Raw genomic sequence first — 24889 nt, forward strand, 5'->3', positions numbered from 1 at the left:
AACGTCTGCATCTGACGTACCGCATTCACCGCCCTCAGGAGGAGAGACCGCATGAGGATCGCCGTTCCGACCGAGGTCAAGAACAACGAGTATCGGGTCGCGCTGACCCCCTCCGGTGCCCACGAACTGGTGCGTGCCGGACACCAGGTGTTGGTCCAGAGCGGTGCCGGAGAGGGATCGTCGCTGCCGGATGCCGAGTATGCCGCGGCGGGCGCGACACTGATCGACGACGCCGACGAGGTGTGGGCGGCAGCCGAGTTGGTGTTGAAGGTCAAGGAGCCCGTGGCATCCGAGTATCACCGCTTCCGCTCGGGACTCGTGCTGTTCACCTACCTGCATCTGGCCGCTGACCGTGCGCTGACGGAGCGTCTGCGGGATGACGGGGTCGTCGCGATCGCGTATGAGACCGTCCAGTTGCCGGGCGGCGCCCTCCCCCTTCTCGCGCCGATGAGCGAGGTCGCCGGCCGCTTGGCTCCGACCGTCGGGGCGCACACCCTGCTGAGATCGGAGGGCGGGCTCGGTGTTCTGATGTCGGGTGTTCCGGGGACGCGCCCCGCCCGGGTGACGATCATCGGCGGCGGCGTGGCGGGTGCGAGCGCCGCTGCAGTCGCCGTAGGCCTCGGCGCTGATGTCACGGTCTTCGACACTCAGGTCGCGCGCCTGCGGGAGCTTGACGATCGTTTCGCCGGGCGCGTGAAGACGGCCGCATCCAATCCGCTCGATCTCGACCGGGCGGTGATCGACTCCGATCTCGTGATCGGCGCGGTGCTGGTACCGGGCGCGCGTGCGCCGAAGCTGGTGACCAATGAGATGGTCGCACGCATGCGTCCCGGGAGCGTGCTCGTGGACATCGCCGTGGACCAGGGCGGATGCTTCGAGGACACGCATCCGACGACGCACGCGGACCCCACTTTTCGTGTGCACGGGTCAGTCTTCTATTGCGTGGCGAATATGCCGGGCGCAGTTCCCCATACCTCGACCGCGGCGCTTGCCAACGCGACGCAGCCGTACATCCGTCAGCTCGCGGGCCGCGGGTGGCGCGCGGCGCTGACGGCTGATCCCGCGCTCGCGCACGGCTTGAACGTCGCCGAGGGCCGGATCGTCAACAGGGGCGTGGCGGAGGCGCACGGCCTGCCGTTGGCCCCGCTCGAGGATCTCCTCGGCTGAACTCCCGCCGCGTGCGGCTTTAGGCGAGTCCTCCGTCGATCGAACGCCCGTAGTCGGACGGGTCGTCGGGCACGAGCACCTCGGAGTCGCGGTTGAGCGTCTCACCGCGGAAGAACGGCTTCGAGCGCGGAAACGCGAACCAGATGAACATCAGCACGACGCCGACCGCCAGGGCGCCGATTCCGAGGACGAAGGTGCTTCCGATGCCGAGCAGGGACCCGCTGTATCCGTAGTCGACGTCGTACATATCGATGGCGGACTGAACGAAGGCGTAGGTGAGCATGAGGGCACCGAGGAGCGGCAGCAGCCCCTTGTAGACGAAGTCGCGCCCCGATCGGAAAAGGTCTTTCCGGAAGTACCAGACGCAGGCGTAGCCGGTGATGCCGTAGTAGAAGGCGATCGCGAGTCCGAGAGAGAGGATCGAGTCCTGCAGGATGTTGTCGCTGATGAGGGTCATGCCGATGTAGTACAGCGACGCGACAACACCCATCACCACGGTCGAGAAGGACGGGGTCTTGTACGTCGGGTGCACCGAGGCGAAACGACGCGGCAGGGCCTTGTAGGCCGCCATGGCGAGGGTGCCGCGAGCGGTGGGAAGGATCGTGGTCTGGGTGGACGAGACGGCCGAGATGAGGACCGCGACGACGAGCACCCACCCGAAGGGGCCGAGCAGGCCGTCTTTGATCGCCAGGAAGAAGTCGTCGGCGTTGGCTTCGTTGCCGAGCCCCGTGCCGTCCGTTCCGAGACCCGCGTACATCATCGCGGCGACCGTAACCGTCACGTAGGTGACGAGCAGGATGACCGTCGTCAGAAGCGCGGCGAGGCCGGGAATGCGCTTGGGGTCCTTCGTCTCTTCGTTGAGCGCCAGGCAGGTGTCCCAGCCCCAGTAGATGAAGAGCGCGAGGAGGATGGCCTCGATGAATCCAGACCAGTCGGTGAACCCGAGGGGGTTGAACCACGCCCAGTCGAAGGGTGTCGCGTCGGGTGCGGTGCCCGAGAAGAACTGCGTGAGGGCGGCGATGACGAAGATGGCGAGGGCGATGTATTGGATGGCGAGCAGCACGTTCTGCACGCGCTCACCGATCTCGACACCCCGCCAGCTGATCCACGTCATCGCGGCGATGAAGAATACGCCGGTGCCCGTGACGAGCGGAACGTTCTCGGAGAGCGAGCCGTCGCCGATGAGGGACCAGAAGTAGATGGCCGCGATCTGGGCGAGGTTGGCGAGCACGACCATTCCGGCGACGGCCACACCCCAACCGCCCATCCATCCGATGAACGGGCCGAATGCCTTGGTTCCCCAGGTGAAGGTGGTGCCGCAGTCGGGGACGGCTCTGTTCAGCTCGCGGTACGCGAAGGCGATGAAGAGCATCGGGACGAAGGCGATCACGAACGCGATCGGGGCCTGGGCTCCCACGGCGAGCACGACGAAGCCGAGGGTCGCGACGAGCGAGTAGACGGGCGCCGTCGAGGCCAGTCCGATCACCGTCGATCCCCAGAGCCCGAGCGTGCCGGTGGCGAGACCCTTGCCTTCGGGGCGGCGGAGGTCGATCGGAGTGGTGGCGGTCATGTCCACACCTTGGCCGAGCGCACGGCCCCTGCGCACGTAAAAATCGCGTGGGCGCCTTCCGCCCCCCGTGGGACTCTCCCTCGACACGTGTCCAGCGGTGACCCCGATACCTCTCACGTCACTCCGAGCAGATTCACCCGCACTGGCCGCGAGGCGGGGGCGCACAGCCACGCCCGCCCGGCGCCCGGGCGCGCGTAGGGCGGCAGCGACCGCTCCCCCGCGACGGTCCGCAACTCGGTCGCGCAGTCCGCGTCGATAACCAGGGGATGCCGAGCTCGCAGCTCCTGCAGCAGCCCCCAGCGGGCCAGCCAGTCTTCGCCATCGCCGACGAGAATCTGCGGCTCTCGCGATTCCTCGACGATGTCGGAGATCCGAGATGCCGCGGGGATCTGTCGGAGCAGGCGTACGTCGCGGGAACCGTCCCCACTCGCCCGCAGAGCATCCACAACCGCATCCGTCTGGCGCGTCACGACACCGGTCAGCACCTCGGGGTACCAGTTCGCGAGCCTCGAGGGCGCAGACGACGGGCGCTCGTCGGTCCACGCGAACTGCACGTCCCCGGTCGCCAACCGACCCCGGCCGGGCGGAAGATCGGGCCGGAAGGCGCTGCCTTCGCCGCCCGCCGCGACATGATCCACCCGGGTGCTGAGCGCCAACAGCGCGCGCTGCGGCAAAGCATCCACGATCCGAGCCAGTCGCCCCGACAGCGACCGCGCTGTGACGACGAGCCGACCGGCGCGCGCGATCCGGTCCAGTCGTTCGCTCACCGCGACCGAATGGTCGGGCGGAAAGCGCGCGAGAAGGTCGTCCGCGTCATCGATCAGCCACAGCCCGGATTCGTCGGCACCCATGAGCGTGTCCCAGGCCCCCTCGAGATCCTCGGGGACGACGATGGCGTCACCCGCCTGTGCCGCGATGAGCGCGATGATCGACGACTTGCCCGACGCCCCCCGTCCGACAACGGCGAGTCCACCCGTCTCGGCGAGCGCAACCGGGAACTGGCGCTGCCGGGCCGGGTCGTCCGCGAGCGCGAGCAAGACGCCCGCGTCTGCCTCCGAATGCTCACGCAGGGAACGCTCACGAAGGTGTTCGAGCGTCACCAGGGCCGGAAGCGCCGGAAGCCACGGCGAGCGGGGTGCATCCTGAGTCCGGGTGGAGGCCGCGATGTCTGCGAGATCGGCGATGCTGGTCAGCGCGACTCTCAGGGGATGCGGGGCCGAGTCTCCCGCCCTCCGCACGAAAGCGCGGCCGCTCCCGGGCAACCCGCCAGGCAAACGCGACGCAGAGTCATCACCGATCACCGCGCGGCTGTCGGCAGAGTCCGCGGCGCGTAGCGCAATCCGAAGCGGACAGTTCGCGAGCAGGGCGTCGGGCATGGCACCCGAAACCCGTTGAGACCCGAGGACCAGGTGCATACCGAGCGCGCGTCCCCGGGCCGCGACATCCGCGAAGATCCGATGCAGTCCCTCGTGCTCGGCGAGCAGCGCAGCGAATTCGTCCACGACGATGACGAGCCGCGGCAGATCCACGCGTGGATCCGCAATGTCACGTGCACCGCGGAGGGCGAGTTCGTGCTCGCGCCGCCGCATCTCTGCGCGCAGGCTCGCGATCGCGCGCTCGGCGGAGCCGCCATCCAGGTCGGTGATGACGCCGGTCACATGGGGTAGGTCGGCGAGTGCGTCGAACGTCATGCCGCCCTTGAAGTCCGCGAGCAGAAAGCTGACCTCTCGCGTCGAGTAGGCGGAGCACAGACCGGCGATCCACGTGGTCAACAGTTCGGACTTGCCGCTGCCCGTTATCCCGGTGATCACTGCATGAGGACCGTCGCGCACGAGATCGACGAGCACGTGCCGGTCCCCGTCGCATCCCAGCGCCACCGACAGGCCACCGGGAGAGCCGACACCCGGCACGTTGCGCAAGGCAGAGAACGTGACCGCCTGATCCGACTCATACCGCCCGTAGAGCTTCTGGCCGCGATCCGTGAGGACTCGGGCCATCGCGCGTGCCTGCGCGTCCGACACGGCCTCGACGGCCAACTCGGTTCGGTCCACCCCGATCACGAGCGTCGCGTCGTCCGGTTCGCGCACGTCCAGGACGACGCCGCATCGGGGATCTATCGTCGACCCCGCGCTCCCCCACGTCAGAAGCACTCCGGTCGGAGTCGGGCCGGCACCAGCCGGGCCGACGACGACCCGCGTCGGACCGTCGCCCCGCTCACCGTTCGGCAGTGCTCCGCTCGGTGCTTGGTGATGAGGCAGCCCCGACATCCATTCCCATTTGTCAGACCGCGCGCTCTCGATCCGGAGCGTCTCGGGCGTGTGCGTGAGGCAGAGCTGCAGAACGAGTGCTCGGAGGACGGCCAGGGCCAGCGACGGTTCACCGCGTACGGCGATGCCCCCTCGCCAATCGGCCGTCAGAGGCGCATCGGCCAGACGGGCGGATGCACGCCTCAACCGCTCGGCCTCGGGTCGGGATGTGTCGCCCGTCAGCCGCGTCATGCTCGGTCGTCGCCCGTGACCGAGGACGGCAAGGTCGCGCGCGCCCGGCGGTGCGGCTCGCCAGATCTGCTCAGCTCGAAGAGCGAATGCCGCCACATCCGGGTGTTTTGCGCGCAGTTCGCTCCGTTCACGGCTCTGGCGCTCGATCGCGGCGGCTTCGACCTCGGCCAGGGCTCGCGCGTACTCGGCCTCGGAGCGTGCGCGCTGACGACGACCGCTACGGGCATGGTCGATGAGCCCGCCAAGAGCGACAAGTGGACCCAGCAACGCGAAGAGCAACGCGAAGGGCGATCCGATGATGGCCCACAGGACGACTCCGCCGATGAGCGGCACGATGGTCGCCACGACCGGAAATGACGCACGGGTGGGAGCGACCGGGACCGCGGGCAGATTCAGAGGTTCGTCGAAAGACACGCAACCAGTCAATGCGTGTCATGGCCGGCGTGAACGCCGGATCCCCCGAACTCGGGATCAGGAGGCGGAATCAGCCTCTGGGGAGGACGCGCCCGAAACGGATGCCTGCGGACGTCGTGCGGATCCGCGCTCGGCCGTATCGGTGTCGTCATCGGTGAGGTCGGGTGGCCGCGTCCCCGGCCGCCGCACGTCAACCACGACGATCGAGATGTTGTCGCGGCCGCCGTTGTCGAGGCAAGCCTGCATCATCTGCTCGATCGCGACCTGCGGGTCTTCGTTCTCGAGCAGGAAGTGACGGATGCCGAAGTCCGTGAGCTCCTTGGTCAGACCGTCCGAGCAGATGACGAAGCGATCACCGTCCAGAACGTCGAGTCGGATGTAATCGGGATGAACGCTCTCGCTCGGCCCGACCGCGCGGGTTATCACGTTGCCGTACGGGTGATTCTCGGCCTCTTCGGGACTGAGGCGACCGGAGGCGATCAGCTCCTGGACGACCGAGTGATCCGTGGTGACCTGAGCCAGCGTGCCATCGCGCAGCAGGTAGACCCGAGAATCCCCGATATTGAGCGTGACCCAGGTGGGTTCGACGCCCGTGGTCTCGAGGAAGATCCCGGTGACGGTTGTGCCGGTACCGTCATCTGTCGCCTCGGGGTGGGCGATGATGTCCTTCACCGCCCGCGAGAGAGCCTTCTCGATCGACTTCGGATTGATCCGGCCGTCGCGCACCAGATCACCGAGACGATCGACGGCACTCGCACTCGCGATCTCGCCGCCGAGGTGCCCGCCCATCCCGTCCGCGACGATAAAAAGCGGATAGTCGGCGAGGACGGCGTCCTGGTTGAGCTCGCGTCGCATCCCTCGATGCGTCACCGCAGCCCACGAGAGCGAAAGTTCGCCACCGCCCTTGAGCGTCACGGTGCGGCGATCTGCGATCGCGTCGAATTCGGGCACGCGGTCATCCCTCCGATGGGCCAGCGACTCGGTGCGCCGAGATCACGCCGACCGCGCGCGGCGCGGCGCGGCTTACACATCCTAGTAGACCGCTCCCGACCTGCGGATTTCGCTCGACGGTCCGGGCATCACCCCGAGAGGTGACACCGGCAGCCACACCGTGTTCGCTCTGGGCGAACAGGCGTCGTCAAGCGGACGGACGAGGCCGAGCGTGGTGGTAGTGATCGGGTCGCTGGCACGACGAAACCCCCGCCGGGAACAGAGCGGGGGTTTCGACTGTCGTGATTACGGCCGGGGCGCGTTCGGGTCCTCGGGCGCTGCCGGAGGCGCCGGAGGCGCTGCGGGCGGCGGGTACGAGCCCGCCGGGGGCGGGTAGGCGCCGGGCTGGGTGGCCGGGTTGGACGGGAATCCGCCGGCAGGCGTCTGGACGGGGATACCGCTCCAGACCGTCTTGTCGGCGAGGAAGGTGCGCGCCCACGGAGCTGCCGGAATCGCGGTGTTCCAGCGCGACTTGTCGAAGGCCAGAATGCCGAGCCACACGATCGTGAGGAAGAAGTAGAGGATCAGCCAGACGGCTTCCTTCTGGAGCTTCAGCCCCACACGCCACGCAGCCATGAGCGTGTATAGGAAAGCTGCGAGCAGGATCAGCTGCCCGAGGACCGGGACCCAGCTCAACACTCCGCCGGCGAGCCACAGGACAAGCAGCCACCAGGGGTTGAGGTCGCCGAGCTTGACGAAGATCAGGGTGTTGTAGATCGGCACCCAGGCGCGCCACTTGCCCTGGACGCCGGCCTTCTCGAAGATCTTCATGAAGAAAATGGAGCCGATGATGTATCCGGCGAGGGCGATCAAGAGGAAAAGGGGCAGGAGGATGAGCAGGAAGGCGAGCGCTGCTGCACCGGACCCGTCGTCGTAGCTGATGCTCAAAGGCATGATGATATCCATCTGTCGGGGCCTGTCGGCCGCGGTTCGCAACCCATAGGGGCGCGTGTCACATGGTAGCGAGATTCCGAGCGAACATGCAGGAGAATCTCAGGTAACTCCAGATCTTGCTACGACCAGGGACCAGACGCGATCCTCTCCGGGGCGCACATCGATGCCGGCGGCACTCGCCCAGCGAGCAAACGCCGCGGCCGTTCGGATGCGCGGCCGATCGAGTGCAAGACGTCGCGTGAGCTCACCCTTCGCGTGCTTGTTGAAGTGGTTGAGTGCGCGCACCGATCCCCCCTCGTCCGATGCGGTGACGACACGCAGGTAAACCGACGGCGTCGACGGCGGGAGGGGCCCCAGGGCGACATACGCCTCAGACCGAAGATCCAGGACGAACGAAGCGCCGGATGCCTCGACCGCGGCCGTGACCGCGGCTGCCCAGTGTCGGCGGAGAGGCCCGAGCGCCGGCATCGACGCGGTCGCGCCCAGACGGTAGGCGGGAATCGGATCGAGCGCACCGACGGGGCCGAACGGAGCGCTGTGGATCATGACGTGGCTGCCGAGCCAGCGCCGCGCGGCCGGGCCGAGCTCTCCTGCCGCGAGGGCGTCGTAGAGGACGCCGGTGTACCGGTCGACGGCGGCCATGACCGGTGCCATCCGCAACGCGGAATTCACCTCGATCTCGCCGAGTTGGCGCGGACCCAATCCGAGCACGCGCGCGGCCAGAGCGGAATCGCTCGATAACTCGACAAGAGCGTCGATGGCCTTCTGCCGTGAGGGCATCAGGGAAGGTAGCGCAAGCGCGCTCAGGTCGAGGGATCCTGTGCCGCCGGGCCTCTTGGTCTCGGATGGGGGAAGCAGGATCAGCACGAAGACTCCGGAGCGCGGGATGCGGGTGAGGGATCACGAACGAACGAAGGCGAGGAGCCCCATGGGCCCCTCGCCTTCATGCCGTCGGAATTAGCTGACCAGCGCCGCGTTGCCCGCAACGATGGTGAGCTCGTCGCCCTCCATCGAGAGGAATCCGTCCTGCGCGCTGGCGAGGACCTTCGAGCCGTCGGGCTGCGTGATGCGCACCTGGCCCTCGGCAAGGATCGCGAGGATCGGTTCGTGACCAGCCATCAGACCGATCTCGCCTTCGACCGTCTTGGCGATGACCAGCGTCGCCTCGCCGGACCACACCTCCGCGTCCGCGGAGACCAGGCTCACGTTGACGGGCATGTTCAGCCGTTTTCCTTCTGGATCTGCGCCCAACGCTCTTCGACGTCGCCGATACCGCCGACGTTGAAGAAGGCCTGCTCGGCCACGTGGTCGAAGTCACCCTTGACGATCGCGTCGAACGACTCGATGGTCTCCTTGATCGGAACCGTCGAACCCTCGACACCGGTGAACTTCTTCGCCATGTAGGTGTTCTGCGAGAGGAACTGCTGGATGCGGCGTGCACGCGACACGACGACCTTGTCCTCTTCCGAGAGCTCGTCGACACCGAGGATCGCGATGATCTCCTGCAGTTCCTTGTTCTTCTGCAGGATCTGCTTCACGGCGGTCGCCACACGGTAGTGGTCGGCACCGATGTAGCGCGGGTCGAGGATACGGCTCGTCGACGTCAGCGGGTCGACGGCCGGGTACAGACCCTTCGACGCGATCTCGCGCGAGAGCTCGGTCGTGGCGTCGAGGTGGGCGAACGTCGTCGCGGGCGCCGGGTCGGTGTAGTCGTCGGCGGGGACGTAGATCGCCTGGAGCGAGGTGATCGAGTGACCACGCGTCGAGGTGATGCGCTCCTGGAGAACACCCATCTCGTCGGCGAGGTTCGGCTGGTATCCCACGGCAGACGGCATACGGCCGAGCAGCGTCGAAACCTCGGAACCGGCCTGCGTGAAGCGGAAGATGTTGTCGATGAAGAGCAGCACGTCCTGCTTCTGCACGTCACGGAAGTACTCCGCCATCGTCAGCGCCGACAGGGCGACGCGCAGACGCGTTCCGGGCGGCTCGTCCATCTGGCCGAAGACGAGGGCCGTCTTCTCGAAGACACCCGCCTCTTCCATCTCGTGGATCAGGTCGTTGCCCTCACGGGTGCGCTCGCCGACACCGGCGAACACCGAAACACCACCGTGGTCCTGTGCAACGCGCTGGATCATCTCCTGGATGAGGACCGTCTTGCCGACGCCGGCACCTCCGAAGAGGCCGATCTTTCCACCCAGAACGTACGGCGTGAGCAGGTCGATGACCTTGATGCCGGTCTCGAACATCTGCGTCTTCGACTCGAGCTGGTCGAAGTTCGGGGCCTTGCGGTGGATACCCCAGCGCTCGGTGATCTCGATCTTCTCGCCCGGCTTGGCGTTGAGCACCTCACCGATGACGTTGAACACCTTGCCCTTGGTGACATCGCCGACGGGCACCGTGATGGGGCCGCCGGTGTTGCGCACCTCCTGGCCGCGGACGAGGCCGTCCGTGGGCTTCAGGGCGATGGCGCGCACGAGGTCATCACCCAGGTGCTGAGCGACCTCGAGCGTCAGCTCGGTCGACTCTTCGCCGATCGTGATCGTGGTCTTGAGCGCGTTGTAGATGTCGGGGATCGCGTCGTGCGGGAACTCGATGTCGACGACGGGACCGTTGACGCGCGCTACGCGCCCGACGACCGCGGTCTCCGTCGTTTCGGCGGTGGCGGTGGGGGTCATGGTCTTCTTCTCTTTCGTGTGGGCTTATTTGCTCGAGATGCTTATTTACTCGAAGCCAGGGCGTCGGCGCCGCCGACGATCTCGGCGATCTGCTGCGTGATTTCTGCCTGGCGCGCGTTGTTGCGCAGACGTGTGTACGTCGTGATGAGCTTGTCGGCGTTGTCGCTGGCCGACTTCATCGCCTTCTGCGTTGCGGCATGCTTTGCGGCAGACGACTGCAGGAGGGCGTTGAAGACGCGGCTCTGGATGTAGACGGGCAGAAGCGCGTCGAGAACCGTCTCGGGGTCGGGCTCGAACTCGTACAGCGGGTATACCGCGTGCGAGTCGGGCTGGGATGCATCCGACTCGACAACCTCGAGGGGCAGCAGACGAACGGTCTCGGCCGACTGCACCATCATGCTGACGAAGCGGTTGTAGACGAGGTGGATCTCATCGACGCCATCCGTGTCTCCGCCACGACGATACGAATCGAGCAGCTCGGCGCTGATCTTCTCGGCGGTCGTGAACTGCGGGGTGTCGGTGTCGCCGATCCACTGCGCCGCGCTCGCGAGCTTGCGGAACTGGAAGTAGCCGACGGCCTTGCGCCCGACGAGGAAGTACGTGACTTCCTTGCCCTGCGAACGCAGGAGGGCAGCGAGTTCGAGGCCCTCACGAAGGATCTGGGAGTTGAACGCTCCCGCGAGCCCGCGGTCCGAGGTGAAGATGACGACGGCCGACCGGCGGATGGCCGGGCGTTCCGTCGTGAGCGGGTGTTCGACGTTGGAGTGGGTCGCGACCGCCGAGACGGCCCGCGTCACGGCGCGCGCGAAAGGTGAGGACGCCTTGACGCGCGCCATCGCCTTCTGAATGCGCGAAGCCGCGATCAGCTCCATCGCCTTGGTGATCTTCTTGGTCGTCTGAGCAGAAGAGATCTTCTGCTTGTAGACCCGTAGTTGTGCGCCCATGGTTTCGCTGTCGCGTCTCCTTAGCCCCGGCGGCCCTTGACGATGCGCTCCTGGTTGACGTCCTCGGCCTCGGCGGCCTCGACCTCTTCGTGTCCGGGAGCGGAAATGCTCTGGCCCTTGCCACCCTGGAACTCGAGGGTGAAGGCGTCGACCTGCTTGTCGAGCTCGGCCAGGGTGTCATCGTCCAGCACGTTGGTCGTGCGGAGCGTGGTCAGGATTTCGGTGTTGCGTCGCAGGTGATCCAGCAACTCGCTCTCGAACCGCAGCACGTCCTCGACGGCGATCGTGTCGAGCTTGCCGTTGGTGCCGGCCCAGATCGAGACGACCTGGTCCTCGACCGGGTAGGGCGAGTACTGCGGCTGCTTCAGCAGCTCCGTCAGGCGGGCGCCACGTGCCAGCTGGCGGCGCGACGTCGCGTCGAGGTCGCTCGCGAACATCGCGAATGCCTCGAGCGAGCGGTACTGGGCAAGCTCGAGCTTGAGCGTTCCCGAGACCTTCTTGATCGACTTGACCTGTGCGTCACCACCGACACGCGAAACAGAGATACCCACGTCGACCGCGGGACGCTGGTTGGCGTTGAACAGGTCGGACTGCAGGAAGATCTGGCCGTCGGTGATCGAGATCACGTTGGTCGGGATATACGCCGAGACGTCGTTCGCCTTGGTCTCGATGATCGGAAGACCGGTCATCGATCCCGCGCCGAGTTCGTCGGAGAGCTTCGCACAACGCTCCAGCAGACGGGAGTGCAGGTAGAAGACGTCACCCGGGTAGGCCTCGCGGCCCGGCGGGCGGCGCAGCAAGAGGGAGACGGCGCGGTAGGCCTCGGCCTGCTTCGACAGGTCATCGAAGATGATCAGGACGTGCTTGCCGCCGTACATCCAGTGCTGACCGATGGCCGAACCCGTGTAGGGCGCGAGGTACTTGAAGCCGGCGGGATCGGACGCGGGCGCGGCGACGATGGTGGTGTACTCCATCGCTCCGGCATCCTCGAGCGCGCCCTTGACGGCGGCGATCGTGGAGCCCTTCTGGCCGATGGCGACGTACACGCAGCGAACCTGCTTGTTCTCGTCGCCCGACGCCCAGTTGTCCTTCTGATTGATGATCGTGTCGATCGCGATGGCCGTCTTACCGGTCTGACGGTCGCCGATGATCAGCTGACGCTGACCACGGCCGATCGGGATCATCGCGTCGATGGCCTTGATGCCGGTCTGCATGGGCTCGTGCACCGACTTGCGCTGCATGACGCCGGGGGCCTGGAGCTCAAGAGCACGACGCCCCTCGGTTGCGACCGGGCCGAGACCGTCGATCGGGTTGCCGAGCGGGTCGACCACGCGGCCCAGGTAGCCGTCGCCGACGGCGACCGAGAGGACCTCACCCGTGCGGGTGACCTGTCCACCGGCTTCGATGCCCGAGAACTCGCCCAGGATGACGACACCGATCTCGTGCTCGTCGAGCGTCTGCGCGAGACCCTGCGTGCCGTCCTCGAAAATCAGGAGCTCGTTCGCCATGACGCCGGGCAGGCCCTCGACGTGGGCGATGCCGTCCGCGGCGTCGACAACCGTGCCGACCTCGGTCGCGGCGGCGCCCGTGGGCTCGTACGCTGCGGCGAAGTCCTTCAGCGCGTCACGGATGACGTCGGGGCTGATCGATAGTTCTGCCATTGTCTTCCTCTGTCTTGAGAGTGCTGTCTGGTGCGGGGCTCTCGCTCCGCGTTCCGCACGGGGTGCGGGAATCCTGGGTGTCAGCTCGCCAAACGCTGGCGGAGCTCCGCAAGTCGCGCTGCGACCGAGGCGTCGATCACGTCGTCGGCGATCTGCACGCGCAGGCCTCCTACGACGGACGAGTCGACGACGGTGTTGAGCGAAACCTCGCGGCCGTACTTGGCGCTCAGCAGGCGAACGAGTTGCGCCGCCTGCGCGTTCGAGAGCGGAGTGGCCGTCGTGACGGTCGCGACCGTACGGTTCAGCTCGTCCGAAACGATCCGCATGGTGCGCGAGAGGGCCTCACGGACACGACGCTCCCCCGGCTGCTGAACGATCGATGCGACGGTCAGCGCGGTGCCCGCACTGACGCGGCCCGCGAGCAGCGTGTCGACGAGCGCACCCTTCGAGGTGGCATCGCCGAGGCGGCTGCCGAGCGCGAGCTCGAGCTCGGGGTTCTGCGTGACCATCCTCGAGACCGAGAACAACTCGCCCTCGAGATCGGTCGAACCCTCGGAACCTGAATTCGTTGAGATCGCCACGACCCGGATCGCGAGCTCTTCGATACCGGCGATCAGATCGGTAGCCGAAGACCACCGCTGCTGAACCGCGAACGAGAGAAGCGAGACGGTCACGGGCGCGAAGGTGGGGCCGAAGACATCCTCGACGACCTTCTGCCGCGAGGCCGTCGAGGCCGACGGGTCGGCCAGCGCACCGCTCAGGTGCGACGAAGAACCGACGACCCGTGCCGAGTGGAAGAGCTGACTCGCCACGGCGAGATCAAGTCCCTTCGCCCCGGACAGCTCGGCGTTCGACGCGCGCTGCGCCTGAGTGGTCGCGCTGCCCATTACTCGGCCTTCCCCGCAGCAGCCTTTTCGGATGCCTCGAGCTCGGCCAGGAAGCGGTCGACCACAGACTTCGCCTTCGCGTCATCGGAGAGGGACTCGCCGATGACACCGCCGGCGAGGTCGAGCGCAAGCGTTCCGACCTCCGAGCGGAGCGAGACGAGAGCGCCCTGGCGCTCGGCCTCGATCTGCGCGTGAGCAGTCGCGGTTTGACGTGCAGCCTCGGCGGCCGCGGCTTCCTTCGCCTCGGCGACGATACGCTTGCCGTCCTCACGGGCGGCTTCGCGGATCTCACCTGCCTCGCGGCGGGCGTCGGCCAGCTGCGCGGTGTACTCCTGCAGCGCCGCCTCGGCCTGCTTCTGCGCCTCGTCGGCCTTGGCGATGTTGCCCTCGATCGCGGCGGACCGCGCGTCGAGCAGCGCCGTCATCCGCGGAAGGATGACGCGCCAGAACACCAGCAGGATGACGACGAAGCACACCGCGGACCAGACGATGTCGTAAATCGCCGGGATGAGCGGGCTGGGCGCCTCGCCCTCGCCTTCAGCGGCGAGAGTGACAAGAGCGTTCAGCATCCTGTCTCCTTAAGTGTGGGTCTGATGACTTAGAAGCCGAAGATGAAGCCGGTCGCGATACCGATGAACGCAAGCGCCTCGGTGAACGCGATACCGATGAACATCAGGACCTGAAGGCGGCCGGCCAACTCGGGCTGACGTGCGACGCCCTCGATGGTCTTGCCGACGACGATGCCCACGCCGATGGCCGGGCCGATCGCGGCGAGGCCGTAGCCGACGGTCGCGACGGAGCCGGTGACCTGGGCGAGAACCGTAGTTGCATCCACGGGTGTGTTTCCTTTCGGTGGGGGGCGGCGGTTGCCGACCCGATCAGTGCTCTTCCGCTACCGCGAGCTGGATATAGACCGCGGTGAGGATGGTGAAAACGTAAGCCTGGAGGAACGCCACCAGGATTTCGAAGAGAGTGAAGGCGAAACCGAACGCGAGCGTTCCGACGCCGAGGAGCGACCAGAAGCCGCCGAGCGAGAAGATGAAGAACTGCGTCGCCGCGAAGAACAGGACGAGCATCAGGTGACCGACGATCATGTTCATCAGCAGTCGAAGCGTGAGCGTGACCGGCCGGATGATGAAGGTCGACAGGAACTCGAGCGGAATGATGATGATGTAGAGCGGCCAAGGCACGCCCGACGGCATCAGCGAGTTCTTGAAGAAGTTACCCGGGCTCTTCCGGATACCCGCATAGATGAACGTCACGTAGGCGACGATCGCGAGCAGTAGCGGCATCGCAATGACGCTGGTACCCGCGATGTTGAGCAGCGGGATGATTCCCGTGATGTTCATGAACAGGATCAGGAAGAAGAACGTCGTCAGGATCGGCAGGAACCGGTTGCCGTCCTTGCGCCCCAACAGATCGTGCGCGATGTTGACGCGGACGAAGTCCAGGCCCATTTCGACAACACTCTGGAAGCGGCCGGGGACGATCTTCATGCGGCGTGTGCCGATGAGGAAGACGACGATCAGGACGACGGACGCGAGGATCTGAATCAGGTTGATGCGGGTGAGCGCAAACCAGGTTCCCTCGAAAAGGACGGCGTCAGGGAAGAACTCCCAGATCGACGGCGGATGGAATCCACCATCGTCAGTGCTTGCGGTGGCGATCAAAGTCGCGGCTTGAGTCAACTGCGCTGGCTCCAGCTTCGGGAGCATCGGAGGGTACCGATGCGACGGGAATGGTCAGAGTCAACCGCGGCGGTGCACGTCACTGTGTATCGGTAAGACTGCGGAAAAGACTGCCGAAAAAACGTCTAACGACGGTGTCTGTTACGACTGTGTCTGTCACGAACCTCAGTTCGATGCACGGCCCAGGGGAACGTCCCAACCCTATCAAGGATCTGAGCAGGTCACGAATCCGCGGGCGGCTTTGTGATGCTCCGGGATGTTTCAGGGGAGCTGTTATCGCCCGGCCCGGTGACATCGCCTAGCGCTGTCATCTCATCGGGCATCTTCACGTCACTCACGTAGGGCAGACGCATCCGCAGCATGACGACCACGTCTACGGCCAGAGAGGCGACGATTCCCGCGATCAGTCCGACGAAGAAGACCGGCGGAACGATCCATTCCTGCCCGCGCAGTACAAGCAGGACGACGATGAAGATGACGAACTTGAGCAGCCATCCGCCCAGCACGATCCCGAAGAAGATGGGGACGAAGAGGGGGTCACCGAACCATCGGTTGGCGATCAGGATGCTGACAGCCGTGATGCCGAGGAACACCGCCGCGGTGAGCACGCCCGCGAGAGCACTCCACGAGCCATCCGCTCCCGCGATGAAATAGCCGATGACCGCCCCGAGGATGGCGAGGGCTGCGGTGAGCAATCCGCCCCAGCGCAAAATCGTCGCGAGGATCGGGGTACTGGCGACGACGCGGCCCGAGGATGGGCTCGCTGCGTTCGGCGGGGACGGGTCGGTCATGGCAGTTCCTCCACGGGGGTCAGAATCTCGTCGGGGGCGCGGGAGCCCGCCTCACGGCGGGGCCGACGCGAGGGCATGAACGTCAGGACCAGGCACGCGGCGGCGCCGACAACGGCGAAGACGACTCCGATCCAATAGGACAGTTGATTGCGTTCGGCGATGAACATCAGCAGGACGGCGAAGCTGATGACCGCCGTCCAGGCGTAGAAGATCAGCACGGCATCGCGGTCGCTGTGCCCCATGTCGAGCATGCGGTGATGCAGGTGCTTGCGGTCGGGCGAGAAGGGGCTCTTGCCCGCGTGCAGGCGGCGGAGCACCGCCATCCCGAAGTCGAGCAGAGGGAGCAACACGACAACGACCGGAAGAACGATCGGGATGAAGGCACCGAGCAACTGCGAGCGGCCGAAGTCCTCGGGATCGAGGGCGCCCGGCGGGATGGCACCCGTGATCGCGATCGCCGATGTCGCCATCAGCAGACCGAGCAGCAGAGCACCCGAGTCGCCCATGAACAGCTTCGCCGGACTCCAGTTCAGGGGCAGGAAGCCCAGGCACGCGCCCACGAGCACGGCGGCGATGAAAGTGGCGAGCGAGAAGTTGTTCGTCGCGAACTCGCGCAGCAACAGATAGGAGTAGACGAAGAACACACCGTTCGCGATCAGGCAGACACCCGCCACGAGCCCGTCGAGGCCGTCGATGAAGTTGACCGCGTTCATCACGACGACGATCGAGAAAACGGTGAGGGTGAAACTCACCCAGCTCGAGCCGACCGTCATCCCGCCGATGGGCAGCGAATAGATCTGCAGCCCCCCGACGCCCGCGATCAGGCCGGCAGCGAGGAATTGGGCCCCGAGCTTGATGAGCCAGTCGAGGTCCCAGAGATCATCGACGACACCCACGATCACGATCAGCAGCATCGCGCCGAGGATCGCGTAGATCTGCTGCGGAGCGGACCAGAACGGGTTGAAGAAGTCGTTGGCACGCGACACGACGAATGCCGCGACGATGCCGAAGAACATCGCGACCCCGCCGAGCCGAGGCGTCGGGGTCTTGTGGACGTCGCGCTCGCGGATGCCGGGATACAGCTTGAAGCGCATGCTGAGCTGCCATACCGCCCACGACAGAACGAGCGTCAGAAACGCCGTGAAGAGGATCGTGAAGATGTACTGCTTCACGCGGTGGCGCCCGATTCGAACGCGGCGGATTCGAGCGAGTCGCCCAGCAGCTCCCGCAACCGTTCGGTCGAGACGGCGCCCACGCGAAGGACGCGCACCCGGGCATCCTTATCCCGGCGGGCCAGGGCCGTCGCATCGATGATGGTCGAGGCCACGCCCGTGCTCGAGGGTCCGTCATCGAGGTAGACCTTGACGCTCGAGCGCAACATCCGCTCGGCCTCGAGAACGGAGGTCGCGGCCGGACGGCCCGTGAGGTTGGCGCTCGAAACCGCGAGCGGCCCCGCATCCTGGATGAGATCGAGGGTGACGCGGTTGTCGGGCATCCGCACGGCGACCGTGCCGTACGTCTCACCGAGGTCCCACGCGAGCGACGGCTGGCTGGGCAGCACGATCGTCAGACCCCCCGGCCAGAACTCACCGATCAGCCGTTCGATCGGCTCGGGTACCTCGCTCACGAGGGCCGCGAGCATCGGCGCGCCCGAGACGAGAACGGGCGGGGGCGACTGGCGCCCGCGCCCCTTGGCGGCGAGCAGGGAAGCAACGGCGGCCGGACTGAAGGCATCGGCGGCCACCCCGTAGACCGTGTCGGTCGGCAGCACCACGAGTTCACCACGCGCGATCGAGCGTCGTGCGTGCCGCAGGCCCGCGAGGAGCTGCGCCTCGTCGCGGCAGTCGAAGATGTCGGACATGTCCCGCCAAGTCTACGGCGGGCGCGGGAGTGCCCGTTCTCAGCGCGAGAGTGCCCGTTCTCAGCGCGAGAGTGCCCGTTCTCAGCGCGAGAGTGCCCGGCCAGGCACCCCCACACCGCATAACGGGCACCTTCGGCGTTGGAACGGGCACCTTCGCACGCCAGAACAGGCACCCTCGCGGAGGTCAGAGGGTCAGGGACGCAGCGCGGTCGTCGCGCGGTCGCGCATCGTCAGATCCGGATGCGTCGCTGCCGCGCGCCATCCGTCCGCCGTCAGGATGTCGCGCACCGCCGCGCCCTGCCACTCGCCGTGCTCGATCACGACCGTGCCACCGGAATGTGCCAGCCGGAGGGCCGCCCGGCTCACCCGGCGCACGACGTCGAGGCCGTCGGGCCCACCGTAGAGCGCCGCCTCGGGGTCGTGAAAGCGCACCTCGGGGTCGCGCGGGATCGCGTCGTCCGGCACATACGGGGGGTTCGAGACGACGACATCGACTGTGCCATCAAGCTCGGTCAGGGCGGTGTCGAGGTCACCCCGAACGATGCGCGCGTTGGTCGCTCCGACGAACTCGGCGTTGCCCTTCGCCCAGATGAAGGCATCCGGCGACTTCTCGACTCCGTAGACCACCGCGTGCGGCACCTCCGTCGCGAGAGCGAGGGCCAGGGCGCCACTCCCCGTGCCGAGATCAACGGCAATCGGCGAGGGCGTTGCCGCCGCCCCGAGCGAATCGATGGCGAACTGCGCGACGATCTCGGTCTCGGGCCGTGGCACGAAAACACCGGGGCCGACCCGCAGAACTAGGCGACGGAACGGGGCGAGCCCGGTGAGGTGCTGCAGCGGGACCCGCGCGGCACGACGCTCGACGAAGGCTTCGAAGGCCGCAGCATCCGTGTCCTCGATTGCATCGCCACGGATGCTCGCCGCCTGCACTCCCCCACGAGAAGTGCCGAGCACGTGCGCCGCGAGCAGTTCGACGTCGACACCGGGGTCGGCGATGCCCGCCGCGGCGAGTCGCTCGGCCGCCTCACGAAGGAGGGGTGCGAGCGCGCGCGACGAAGAGGGCGTAACGGAGGGGGGCATGAGCGCCCCCACATTACCGGGGCACCCGACCGGGCATTACCGGGGGCAACCGGGCCGAGCCGCGGATCCGCGGATTCGTCACAATCGCGCCGGGCCCGATGGGCCTCGCCTAGGCTCGTGGGAGTGCGTCGACGACGACGCCGGAGCTTCGATCCATCCCGCGACATCCCGTGACATCCCGTGACATCCCGAAAGGCACGCCCATGGCCGGCATCCACTCAGACATCACGTCCGCATTCGGAAACACCCCCCTCGTCCGGTTGAACCGGGTCACCGAGGGGCTCGGCGGCGTCGTGCTGGCGAAGCTGGAGTTCTACAACCCGGTCTCGAGCGTCAAGGACCGCCTGGGCATCGCGATCGTCGACGCGGCCGAGGCATCCGGCGAGCTGAAGCCCGGCGGGACGATCGTCGAGTCCACGAGCGGCAACACCGGCATCGCCCTCGCCATGGTCGGCGCAGCCCGCGGGTACAAGGTCATCCTGACGATGCCCGCCTCGATGTCGAAGGAGCGCCGCACCCTGCTGAAGGCGTTCGGCGCCGAGCTGGTCCTCACGGACCCCACAAAGGGGATGTCCGAGGCCGTCAACATCGCCAAGCAGATCGTCTCCGACACACCGGGCGCGATCTGGGCCCGCCAGTTCGAGAACGAGGCGAACCCGGCGATTCACCGCAAGACCACCGCCGAAGAGATCCTCCGCGACACGGACGGCGACATCGGATACTTCGTGGCCGGCATCGGCACGGGCGGCACCATCACCGGCGTCGGCCAGGTGCTCAAGGAGCGCGTGCCGGGAGTCCAGATCGTGGCCGTCGAGCCCGCCGACTCCCCCATCCTCACCAAGGGCCACCCCGGTCCCCACAAGATCCAGGGCATCGGGCCGAACTTCGTGCCCGAGATCCTCGACCGTGACGTCATCGACGAGGTCATCGACGTCTCGTTCGAGGACACCCTCGAGGTCGCGCGCACGGTCGCGACGGACGAGGGCATCCTCGTCGGAATGTCGAGCGGTGCCGCCATCTGGGCCGCGCTGCAGATCGCCGCGCGCCCCGAGGCCGCGGGCAAGAACATCGTCGTCATCGTCCCGTCCGCGGGCGAGCGCTACCTCTCCACCGCTCTGTACGAGCACCTGCGCGAGGAGTGACGTGGGCCTTCGTTCCGCTTGGCTGACGATCCGAGAGGATGTCGCAGCCGCCCGCCTGCGAGACCCCGCCGCGCGCGGGGACCTCGAGATCGCGCTGCTGTACCCGGGGCTGCATGCCGTCTGGGCCTACCGTATCCATCACCGCCTGTGGGTGCGGGGTGCGAAGTTCTTGGCACGTTCGCTGTCGCAGGTGACCCGCTGGCTGACCGGCATAGAGATCCACCCCGGCGCGCGCCTCGGACGTCGCTTCTTCATCGACCACGGCATGGGCGTCGTGATCGGCGAGACCGTCGAAACCGGCGATGACGTCATGCTCTATCACGGTGTCACGCTCGGCGGCCGTCAGCGTGAGGGCGGCAAGCGCCACCCCACTCTCGGCGACCGCGTGGTCGTCGGGGCGGGAGCGAAGATCCTCGGGCCCGTCGTGATCGGCGGCGACTCGGCCGTCGGTGCGAATGCCGTCGTGACCCGCGATGCGCCCGCGAACTCGGTACTGGTCGGCATTCCCGCCAAGGCCCGCGCCCGCCGTCCAGGCGAGGACACCCGGGCGCTCCTGACCGCCCCCGAGTACTCGATCTGACGCAGCGGGGCGAGCACGACGAGCGATCGACCCGCGCGACGCACCTGTGCGACACACGCACGGTGATATACCAGTTCGCGGAGGGCCCGATAGCGTGAAACGGTGACCTCGCCGACTCCTGCCGCAGCCCCGCCGCGCCCACAATCCGTTTCCCCCGCTCTCGCCATGCAGCTGAACGGTCTCGTGAAGCGCTTCGGTGAGAAGATCGCGGTCGACCAACTCGACCTAGCGGTACCCGAGGGATCGTTCTACGGGCTGGTCGGTCCGAATGGGGCCGGCAAGACCACCACGCTGTCGATGGCCACCGGACTGCTGCGTCCGGACGCCGGCCGCGCATTCATCCACGGCGTCGATGTCTGGGCGGAGCCGGTCCGCGCGAAGGCCATGATCGGCAACCTCGCCGACGGCGTGCGCCTGTTCGACCGACTCACCGGCGAGCAACTCGTGACCTACACCGGCATGATGTTCGGGCTTTCGCATGCGGATGTCGCGGCTCGCACGGCGGACCTCCTCCGCATCATGGACCTCACGGCGGCCGCCGGCACCCCTGTCGTCGACTACTCGGCGGGTATGACGAAGAAGATCGCCCTGGCCTGCGCTCTCGTGCACGCCCCCCGCATCCTCGTCCTCGACGAACCGTTCGAGTCGGTCGACCCCGTCTCGGCCGCGAACATCGAGGACATCTTGCGCGACTACACGAGGGGCGGCGGAACGGTGATCGTGTCGAGCCACTCGATGGACCTCGTGCAGCGCATGTGCGACCACGTCGCCGTCATCGCGGCAGGTCGCGTGCTCGCTGCAGGTACGGTCGCCGAGGTGCGCGGCGACGCGACACTGCAGGACCGATTCGTCGAGCTCGTCGGCGGCCGTCACCACACGGAGGGGCCCGAGTGGTTGCGACTCTCCTGAGGATCCGGTTCCGCGTCCTCGGCAATACGCTCTCCCGACAGCCATGGCAGCTCGTCGGATTCATCTTCGGCGCCCTGTGGGCCGTCGGCGCCGTCGCGCTCATCGCGCTCGGTCTGTTCTTCGTCGGCACCCTCGGCCTGGAGGTGACGCGGCTCGTCCTCATCGCGGGCGGGAGCCTCCTGACGCTCGGCTGGGTCCTCGCACCGGTCTTCGCGGCCGGTATCGACACGACGCTCGACCCGTCGCGTCTCGCGACGTTCCCCCTGACGACAACCCGGATGATGGTCGCGCTGACCGCTGCCGGTGCGACCGGAATTCCCGGTCTAGCAACGATTCTGGGCGGTCTTGCGAGTCTCGTCGCCTGGTGGCGGTGGCCGATTGCGCTTGCGGCGGCGGTCGTCTGCGTGCCGCTCGGCATCCTGATCTGCGTTGTCGTCTCACGGACCTTCGCCTCGATCGCGGCCGGATTGACGGGTGGCCGGCGAATCCGCGAAATCGTGTGGATGCTGGCGTTCATCGTGCTCATCCTCGCGGGTCCGATCATCGCCGGAATCACGTCGCTTGTGCGGGCAGCGAGCGGCCCCTCCAACGACGTGACCGCCCTGACGGGTGTGCTCGAGACCGTGTCCTGGACACCTCTCGCGGCCGCGTGGTCGGCACCGGGCGATCTCGCATCCGGGGCGCCTCTCGTCGCCGGCGCTAAGCTGCTCATCGCGCTCGCGACCGTCGCGCTGTTGTGGTTCATCTGGCACCGGACCCTCTCGGCGTCCCTCATCGCGCCCCCCGCTCGGGGCGGCCGCAAGGTCGCCGCCGGAAAGATCGGATGGTTCGGCCGCTTGCCCACCGGCGGCACCGGCGCGAGCTGGGCACGCTCGCTGACCTACTGGATCCACGATCCGCGCTACCTCCGTCAGCTCATCACCGTTCCGCTCGTGCCCGTGCTCGTGATGTTCTGGGCTCGAGGCGATGCGACGAACACCTTCATCGCATTCAGCGCCACCTTCGTCGCCTTCGTCCTCGGGATCGTGCCGTATGCGGATGTGTCCTACGACGGCAGCGCCTTCGGCACGATCGTCGCGACGGGTGTTCGCGGTCGTCAGGACCGTCTCGGCCGGATGCTCGCGGCCGCGACCGTCGGGCTTCCGCTGGTGATCCTCACCGCTGTGGTCACACTCGCGATCACCGGCGATTGGCATTTGGCGCCCGCGATCATCGGTTCGGCGATCGGCATGCTGCTGACGGCATACGGCGTGTGTGCGGTGAGTTCGGCCTACCTGCTCGTGCCCGTGCCCGCGGCGGGCGACAATCCCTTCAAGCGCGTGCCCGGAGCGACGTTCTCGATCTTCCTCGGCTTCCTGGCCGTCTGGATTCTCGCCGCGGTGCTCGCATCGCCCGAGATCATCCTGGCGATCATGGCCGCCGTGACGGGTGATGTGCTCTTCAGCTGGCTCGCCCTGGCCGTCGGCGTGGTGCTCGGCGTTGTGTTCTTCGTCCTCGGCGTGGGGATCGGCGGTCGGGTCTTCGACCGCACGGCGCCGAGCCTGCTGCAGCGCGTGCGGGCGACCGCCGGCAGCTAGATCCCGAAGAGCGACCTCAGGGGCGGGACTCGCGGGCCTCTACGATCTTCTTCTTGAGGAAGATCATGGGCAGGAACATGGTCGCAAGGGCCGTGATCAGCCACACGATGACGGGGCCTAGAACCCACGCGACAGCATCCGTGATGCGCAGGCCTCCGATCGGCAACAGCACGACGACGAGCAGCGCCACGAACGTCGAAACGATACCGATGCCGCCGAGCAGCGCGGGCGCATAGCGGCGGGCCATCTTGGCGATCCAGGGCGCGAGCACGCTCTGCAGCACCGCGAAGATCAGCACGCAGATCACGAATCCCCACCACTCGTTCCACTGGATCTGAAAACCCGGCAGCAGCCAGTCGGCGACGAGCAGCCCGAGAGCTGCGGACAGAACGAAGATGAGGCTGCGGATGACGAAAGCGATCACGTGGTGACCATATCGCGCCCGGGCCACCGCCATCCGCTGCCGTCCGGTGCTCCGCTGTCGCATATCGACGTTTACCGGGCCGCCCGAGGTCGATATACGACAGCGGAGCACCTTAGGAACGCTGGGCCAGCGCCGCGCATACGCGGGTGATGAGTTCGGTCGGCTGCGCGAACAGCATGGTTCGGCTCACGCGGATCACACGCCAGCCCGCGGCCTGGAGGGCATCGTGCTTGGCGAGGTCCCGGTTCCACGTCGCCACGTCGGTGCGGTGGTGATCCCCCTCATACTCGATCGCGATCTTCAATTCGGGATAGGCCAGGTCGACGCATCCGATAAACAATCCGTTCTTGTCATAGGCGTCGTAGTCGAGGACCGGCTCTGGTAACCCCGCGTCGCAGATCGTGAGACGTGTCCATGACTCGGGCCGAGACGCAGCACCTGTTCTGAGGAGAGGAAGGGCCGCGCGTAACGCCGGTCCGCCCACCCGACGCCCGGCTCGCACAGCCTGCTCGAGTTGATGTCGGCTCGCCAGGGGCGGTGGCATCTCGCGTACCCAAGGCCCCGGCATCCGCTGCACACGGATGAAGGAGTCACCCGCGGCGACGAGGTCGTACGGATGCCGCAACACAGCACCAAGCATCGCCCAGGTTGTGGCAGGGCTTGCGACGCGCAGCCCCGTATCGGGGTGCACGACGACGCGTGTCTGGGTGCTCCGCGCCTGATGACCGCGTACACCCCTGGCTCGAGGCAGCCGGTGAGGGTGCAGAACGCCGACGTGCAGTTCCTCGGTGGCCCCGAATGGCACCGCCGCGCCCCACAGGATCGCAGCGCTGCCGTGGCTGAAGAACTCATCGGACGTCATCCGCTCCGCATATTCGGACATCGCGCGGACAATTCGCGCCCGATGGAGCTCGCCTTCGGTTACGACGTCCGGGAGTCTGAGTTCCCGGCGCGAGCGCACACCGTGGAACGGGCGCCGGAGGTCGGACCCGCGCAGCCTGCCTTCTCCGATTCCGTTTGCACGAGCGTCGGCGGTGCGGAAAGCAAGCGGCAGGTCGTCGGGGAGCGGGATGCGGGGCATCGAGTCACTCTGTCGCCCGGGCAGCATCCGCAGCGCCGTCAACACCGCGACGGTGG

24 protein-coding genes are annotated in these 24889 nt (G+C 67.0%); 5 read left to right on the top strand and 19 right to left on the bottom strand.

What is annotated here, in order from left to right:
- Positions 1-51 precede the first annotated feature (51 nt).
- Positions 52-1167 carry an alanine dehydrogenase gene (ald, locus tag CGU34_RS10155; RefSeq protein WP_100814039.1) on the top strand — a complete coding sequence of 372 codons (1116 nt, stop codon included), beginning with the start codon at positions 52-54 and terminating at the stop codon, positions 1165-1167.
- A gap of 19 nt (positions 1168-1186) precedes the next feature.
- Here ald and CGU34_RS10160 read toward each other — a convergent pair whose 3' ends face one another.
- The 17 genes from CGU34_RS10160 to prmC all read right to left on the bottom strand — a co-directional run bounded on the left by CGU34_RS10160 (position 1187) and on the right by prmC (position 19120).
- The gene (locus CGU34_RS10160; RefSeq protein WP_100814040.1) at positions 1187-2737 is read right to left on the bottom strand and encodes an APC family permease; all 1551 of its coding nucleotides are present in this window, start codon (positions 2735-2737) and stop codon (positions 1187-1189) included.
- A 113-nt stretch (positions 2738-2850) separates the two neighbouring features.
- Complete coding sequence (locus CGU34_RS10165; RefSeq protein ID WP_100814041.1) at positions 2851-5649, bottom strand: FtsK/SpoIIIE domain-containing protein; 2799 nt, start codon at positions 5647-5649, stop codon at positions 2851-2853.
- Positions 5650-5706: 57 nt separating this feature from the next.
- Positions 5707-6600 (bottom strand): PP2C family protein-serine/threonine phosphatase, encoded by an 894-nt coding sequence (locus CGU34_RS10170; RefSeq protein ID WP_232711634.1) that lies wholly within the window; start codon positions 6598-6600, stop codon positions 5707-5709.
- A 285-nt stretch (positions 6601-6885) separates the two neighbouring features.
- On the bottom strand, positions 6886-7533 hold the full coding sequence (locus tag CGU34_RS10175; protein ID WP_036294917.1) for a DUF5684 domain-containing protein: 648 nt from the start codon (positions 7531-7533) through the stop codon (positions 6886-6888).
- Between the two features lie 99 nt (positions 7534-7632).
- The gene (locus CGU34_RS10180) at positions 7633-8400 is read right to left on the bottom strand and encodes a YaaA family protein (RefSeq protein WP_036294870.1); all 768 of its coding nucleotides are present in this window, start codon (positions 8398-8400) and stop codon (positions 7633-7635) included.
- A 90-nt stretch (positions 8401-8490) separates the two neighbouring features.
- Positions 8491-8751, bottom strand: a complete 261-nt coding sequence (locus CGU34_RS10185) for a F0F1 ATP synthase subunit epsilon (protein WP_036294867.1) — start codon at positions 8749-8751, stop codon at positions 8491-8493.
- A gap of 2 nt (positions 8752-8753) precedes the next feature.
- Complete coding sequence (gene atpD / locus CGU34_RS10190; RefSeq protein WP_036294864.1) at positions 8754-10208, bottom strand: F0F1 ATP synthase subunit beta; 1455 nt, start codon at positions 10206-10208, stop codon at positions 8754-8756.
- 41 nt (positions 10209-10249) lie between these two features.
- Positions 10250-11152 carry a F0F1 ATP synthase subunit gamma gene (locus tag CGU34_RS10195; protein ID WP_100814042.1) on the bottom strand — a complete coding sequence of 301 codons (903 nt, stop codon included), beginning with the start codon at positions 11150-11152 and terminating at the stop codon, positions 10250-10252.
- Between the two features lie 20 nt (positions 11153-11172).
- Positions 11173-12813, bottom strand: coding sequence for a F0F1 ATP synthase subunit alpha (gene atpA / locus CGU34_RS10200; RefSeq protein WP_036294857.1), 1641 nt, complete (start codon positions 12811-12813; stop codon positions 11173-11175).
- Positions 12814-12893: 80 nt separating this feature from the next.
- Entirely contained in the window at positions 12894-13700 is an 807-nt protein-coding gene (locus tag CGU34_RS10205) for a F0F1 ATP synthase subunit delta (protein ID WP_100814043.1), read from the bottom strand.
- On the bottom strand, positions 13700-14269 hold the full coding sequence (locus tag CGU34_RS10210; protein WP_100814044.1) for a F0F1 ATP synthase subunit B: 570 nt from the start codon (positions 14267-14269) through the stop codon (positions 13700-13702). The genes CGU34_RS10205 and CGU34_RS10210 overlap by 1 nt, the downstream gene beginning before the upstream one ends.
- Before the next feature lie 29 nt (positions 14270-14298).
- Positions 14299-14535 carry a F0F1 ATP synthase subunit C gene (gene atpE / locus CGU34_RS10215; protein ID WP_036294846.1) on the bottom strand — a complete coding sequence of 79 codons (237 nt, stop codon included), beginning with the start codon at positions 14533-14535 and terminating at the stop codon, positions 14299-14301.
- A gap of 43 nt (positions 14536-14578) precedes the next feature.
- Positions 14579-15415, bottom strand: coding sequence for a F0F1 ATP synthase subunit A (gene atpB / locus CGU34_RS10220; RefSeq protein WP_198517750.1), 837 nt, complete (start codon positions 15413-15415; stop codon positions 14579-14581).
- Between the two features lie 194 nt (positions 15416-15609).
- Positions 15610-16179: a hypothetical protein gene (locus CGU34_RS10225; RefSeq protein WP_100814045.1), complete on the bottom strand. Its 570-nt coding sequence runs from the start codon at positions 16177-16179 to the stop codon at positions 15610-15612.
- Complete coding sequence (locus CGU34_RS10230) at positions 16176-17351, bottom strand: MraY family glycosyltransferase (protein WP_198517751.1); 1176 nt, start codon at positions 17349-17351, stop codon at positions 16176-16178. The genes CGU34_RS10225 and CGU34_RS10230 overlap by 4 nt, the downstream gene beginning before the upstream one ends.
- A complete protein-coding gene (locus CGU34_RS10235) occupies positions 17348-18040 on the bottom strand; it encodes an L-threonylcarbamoyladenylate synthase (protein ID WP_100814046.1) in 693 nt (230 codons plus the stop codon). The genes CGU34_RS10230 and CGU34_RS10235 overlap by 4 nt, the downstream gene beginning before the upstream one ends.
- Positions 18041-18232: 192 nt before the next feature.
- A complete protein-coding gene (gene prmC, locus CGU34_RS10240) occupies positions 18233-19120 on the bottom strand; it encodes a peptide chain release factor N(5)-glutamine methyltransferase (RefSeq protein ID WP_100814226.1) in 888 nt (295 codons plus the stop codon).
- Between the two features lie 203 nt (positions 19121-19323).
- Here prmC and cysK point away from each other — a divergent pair, with 203 nt between their 5' ends.
- The 4 genes from cysK (at position 19324) to CGU34_RS10260 (ending at position 23328) form a co-directional block, all read left to right on the top strand.
- On the top strand, positions 19324-20262 hold the full coding sequence (gene cysK / locus CGU34_RS10245) for a cysteine synthase A (protein WP_100814047.1): 939 nt from the start codon (positions 19324-19326) through the stop codon (positions 20260-20262).
- 1 nt (position 20263) lies between these two features.
- Positions 20264-20842 carry a serine O-acetyltransferase EpsC gene (gene epsC / locus CGU34_RS10250; RefSeq protein WP_198517752.1) on the top strand — a complete coding sequence of 193 codons (579 nt, stop codon included), beginning with the start codon at positions 20264-20266 and terminating at the stop codon, positions 20840-20842.
- Between the two features lie 165 nt (positions 20843-21007).
- On the top strand, positions 21008-21751 hold the full coding sequence (locus CGU34_RS10255) for an ABC transporter ATP-binding protein (RefSeq protein ID WP_100814048.1): 744 nt from the start codon (positions 21008-21010) through the stop codon (positions 21749-21751).
- Positions 21733-23328: a hypothetical protein gene (locus CGU34_RS10260; RefSeq protein WP_036298826.1), complete on the top strand. Its 1596-nt coding sequence runs from the start codon at positions 21733-21735 to the stop codon at positions 23326-23328. Before CGU34_RS10255 ends, CGU34_RS10260 begins: the two co-directional genes overlap by 19 nt.
- Before the next feature lie 16 nt (positions 23329-23344).
- Here the strand turns inward: CGU34_RS10260 and CGU34_RS10265 are convergent, their stop codons facing one another.
- Together CGU34_RS10265 and CGU34_RS10270 are read right to left on the bottom strand one after the other, a co-directional pair.
- Positions 23345-23752, bottom strand: a complete 408-nt coding sequence (locus CGU34_RS10265; protein ID WP_036298833.1) for a phage holin family protein — start codon at positions 23750-23752, stop codon at positions 23345-23347.
- A gap of 112 nt (positions 23753-23864) precedes the next feature.
- Positions 23865-24833: an endonuclease domain-containing protein gene (locus tag CGU34_RS10270; RefSeq protein WP_036298828.1), complete on the bottom strand. Its 969-nt coding sequence runs from the start codon at positions 24831-24833 to the stop codon at positions 23865-23867.
- Positions 24834-24889: the final 56 nt, after the last annotated feature.

The organism is Microbacterium lacus, from assembly GCF_002812805.1.
Taxonomy (GTDB): Bacteria; Actinomycetota; Actinomycetes; order Actinomycetales; family Microbacteriaceae; genus Microbacterium; species Microbacterium lacus_A.

Excerpts from the sequence above, each read along its gene's own strand:
- CGU34_RS10235 (WP_100814046.1), bottom strand. The coding sequence starts at position 18,040 with ATGTCCGACATCTTCGACTGCCGCGACGAGGCGCAGCTCCTCGCGGGC.
- CGU34_RS10205 (WP_100814043.1), bottom strand. The coding sequence starts at position 13,700 with ATGGGCAGCGCGACCACTCAGGCGCAGCGCGCGTCGAACGCCGAGCTG.
- CGU34_RS10255 (WP_100814048.1), top strand. The coding sequence starts at position 21,008 with ATGCAGCTGAACGGTCTCGTGAAGCGCTTCGGTGAGAAGATCGCGGTC.
- CGU34_RS10160 (WP_100814040.1), bottom strand. The coding sequence starts at position 2,737 with ATGACCGCCACCACTCCGATCGACCTCCGCCGCCCCGAAGGCAAGGGT.
- CGU34_RS10270 (WP_036298828.1), bottom strand. The coding sequence starts at position 24,833 with ATGCCCCGCATCCCGCTCCCCGACGACCTGCCGCTTGCTTTCCGCACC.
- CGU34_RS10185 (WP_036294867.1), bottom strand. The coding sequence starts at position 8,751 with ATGCCCGTCAACGTGAGCCTGGTCTCCGCGGACGCGGAGGTGTGGTCC.
- ald (WP_100814039.1), top strand. The coding sequence starts at position 52 with ATGAGGATCGCCGTTCCGACCGAGGTCAAGAACAACGAGTATCGGGTC.
- CGU34_RS10210 (WP_100814044.1), bottom strand. The coding sequence starts at position 14,269 with ATGCTGAACGCTCTTGTCACTCTCGCCGCTGAAGGCGAGGGCGAGGCG.
- CGU34_RS10225 (WP_100814045.1), bottom strand. The coding sequence starts at position 16,179 with ATGACCGACCCGTCCCCGCCGAACGCAGCGAGCCCATCCTCGGGCCGC.
- atpD (WP_036294864.1), bottom strand. The coding sequence starts at position 10,208 with ATGACCCCCACCGCCACCGCCGAAACGACGGAGACCGCGGTCGTCGGG.
- cysK (WP_100814047.1), top strand. The coding sequence starts at position 19,324 with ATGGCCGGCATCCACTCAGACATCACGTCCGCATTCGGAAACACCCCC.
- atpB (WP_198517750.1), bottom strand. The coding sequence starts at position 15,415 with ATGCTCCCGAAGCTGGAGCCAGCGCAGTTGACTCAAGCCGCGACTTTG.
- prmC (WP_100814226.1), bottom strand. The coding sequence starts at position 19,120 with ATGCCCCCCTCCGTTACGCCCTCTTCGTCGCGCGCGCTCGCACCCCTC.
- CGU34_RS10175 (WP_036294917.1), bottom strand. The coding sequence starts at position 7,533 with ATGCCTTTGAGCATCAGCTACGACGACGGGTCCGGTGCAGCAGCGCTC.
- CGU34_RS10195 (WP_100814042.1), bottom strand. The coding sequence starts at position 11,152 with ATGGGCGCACAACTACGGGTCTACAAGCAGAAGATCTCTTCTGCTCAG.
- atpA (WP_036294857.1), bottom strand. The coding sequence starts at position 12,813 with ATGGCAGAACTATCGATCAGCCCCGACGTCATCCGTGACGCGCTGAAG.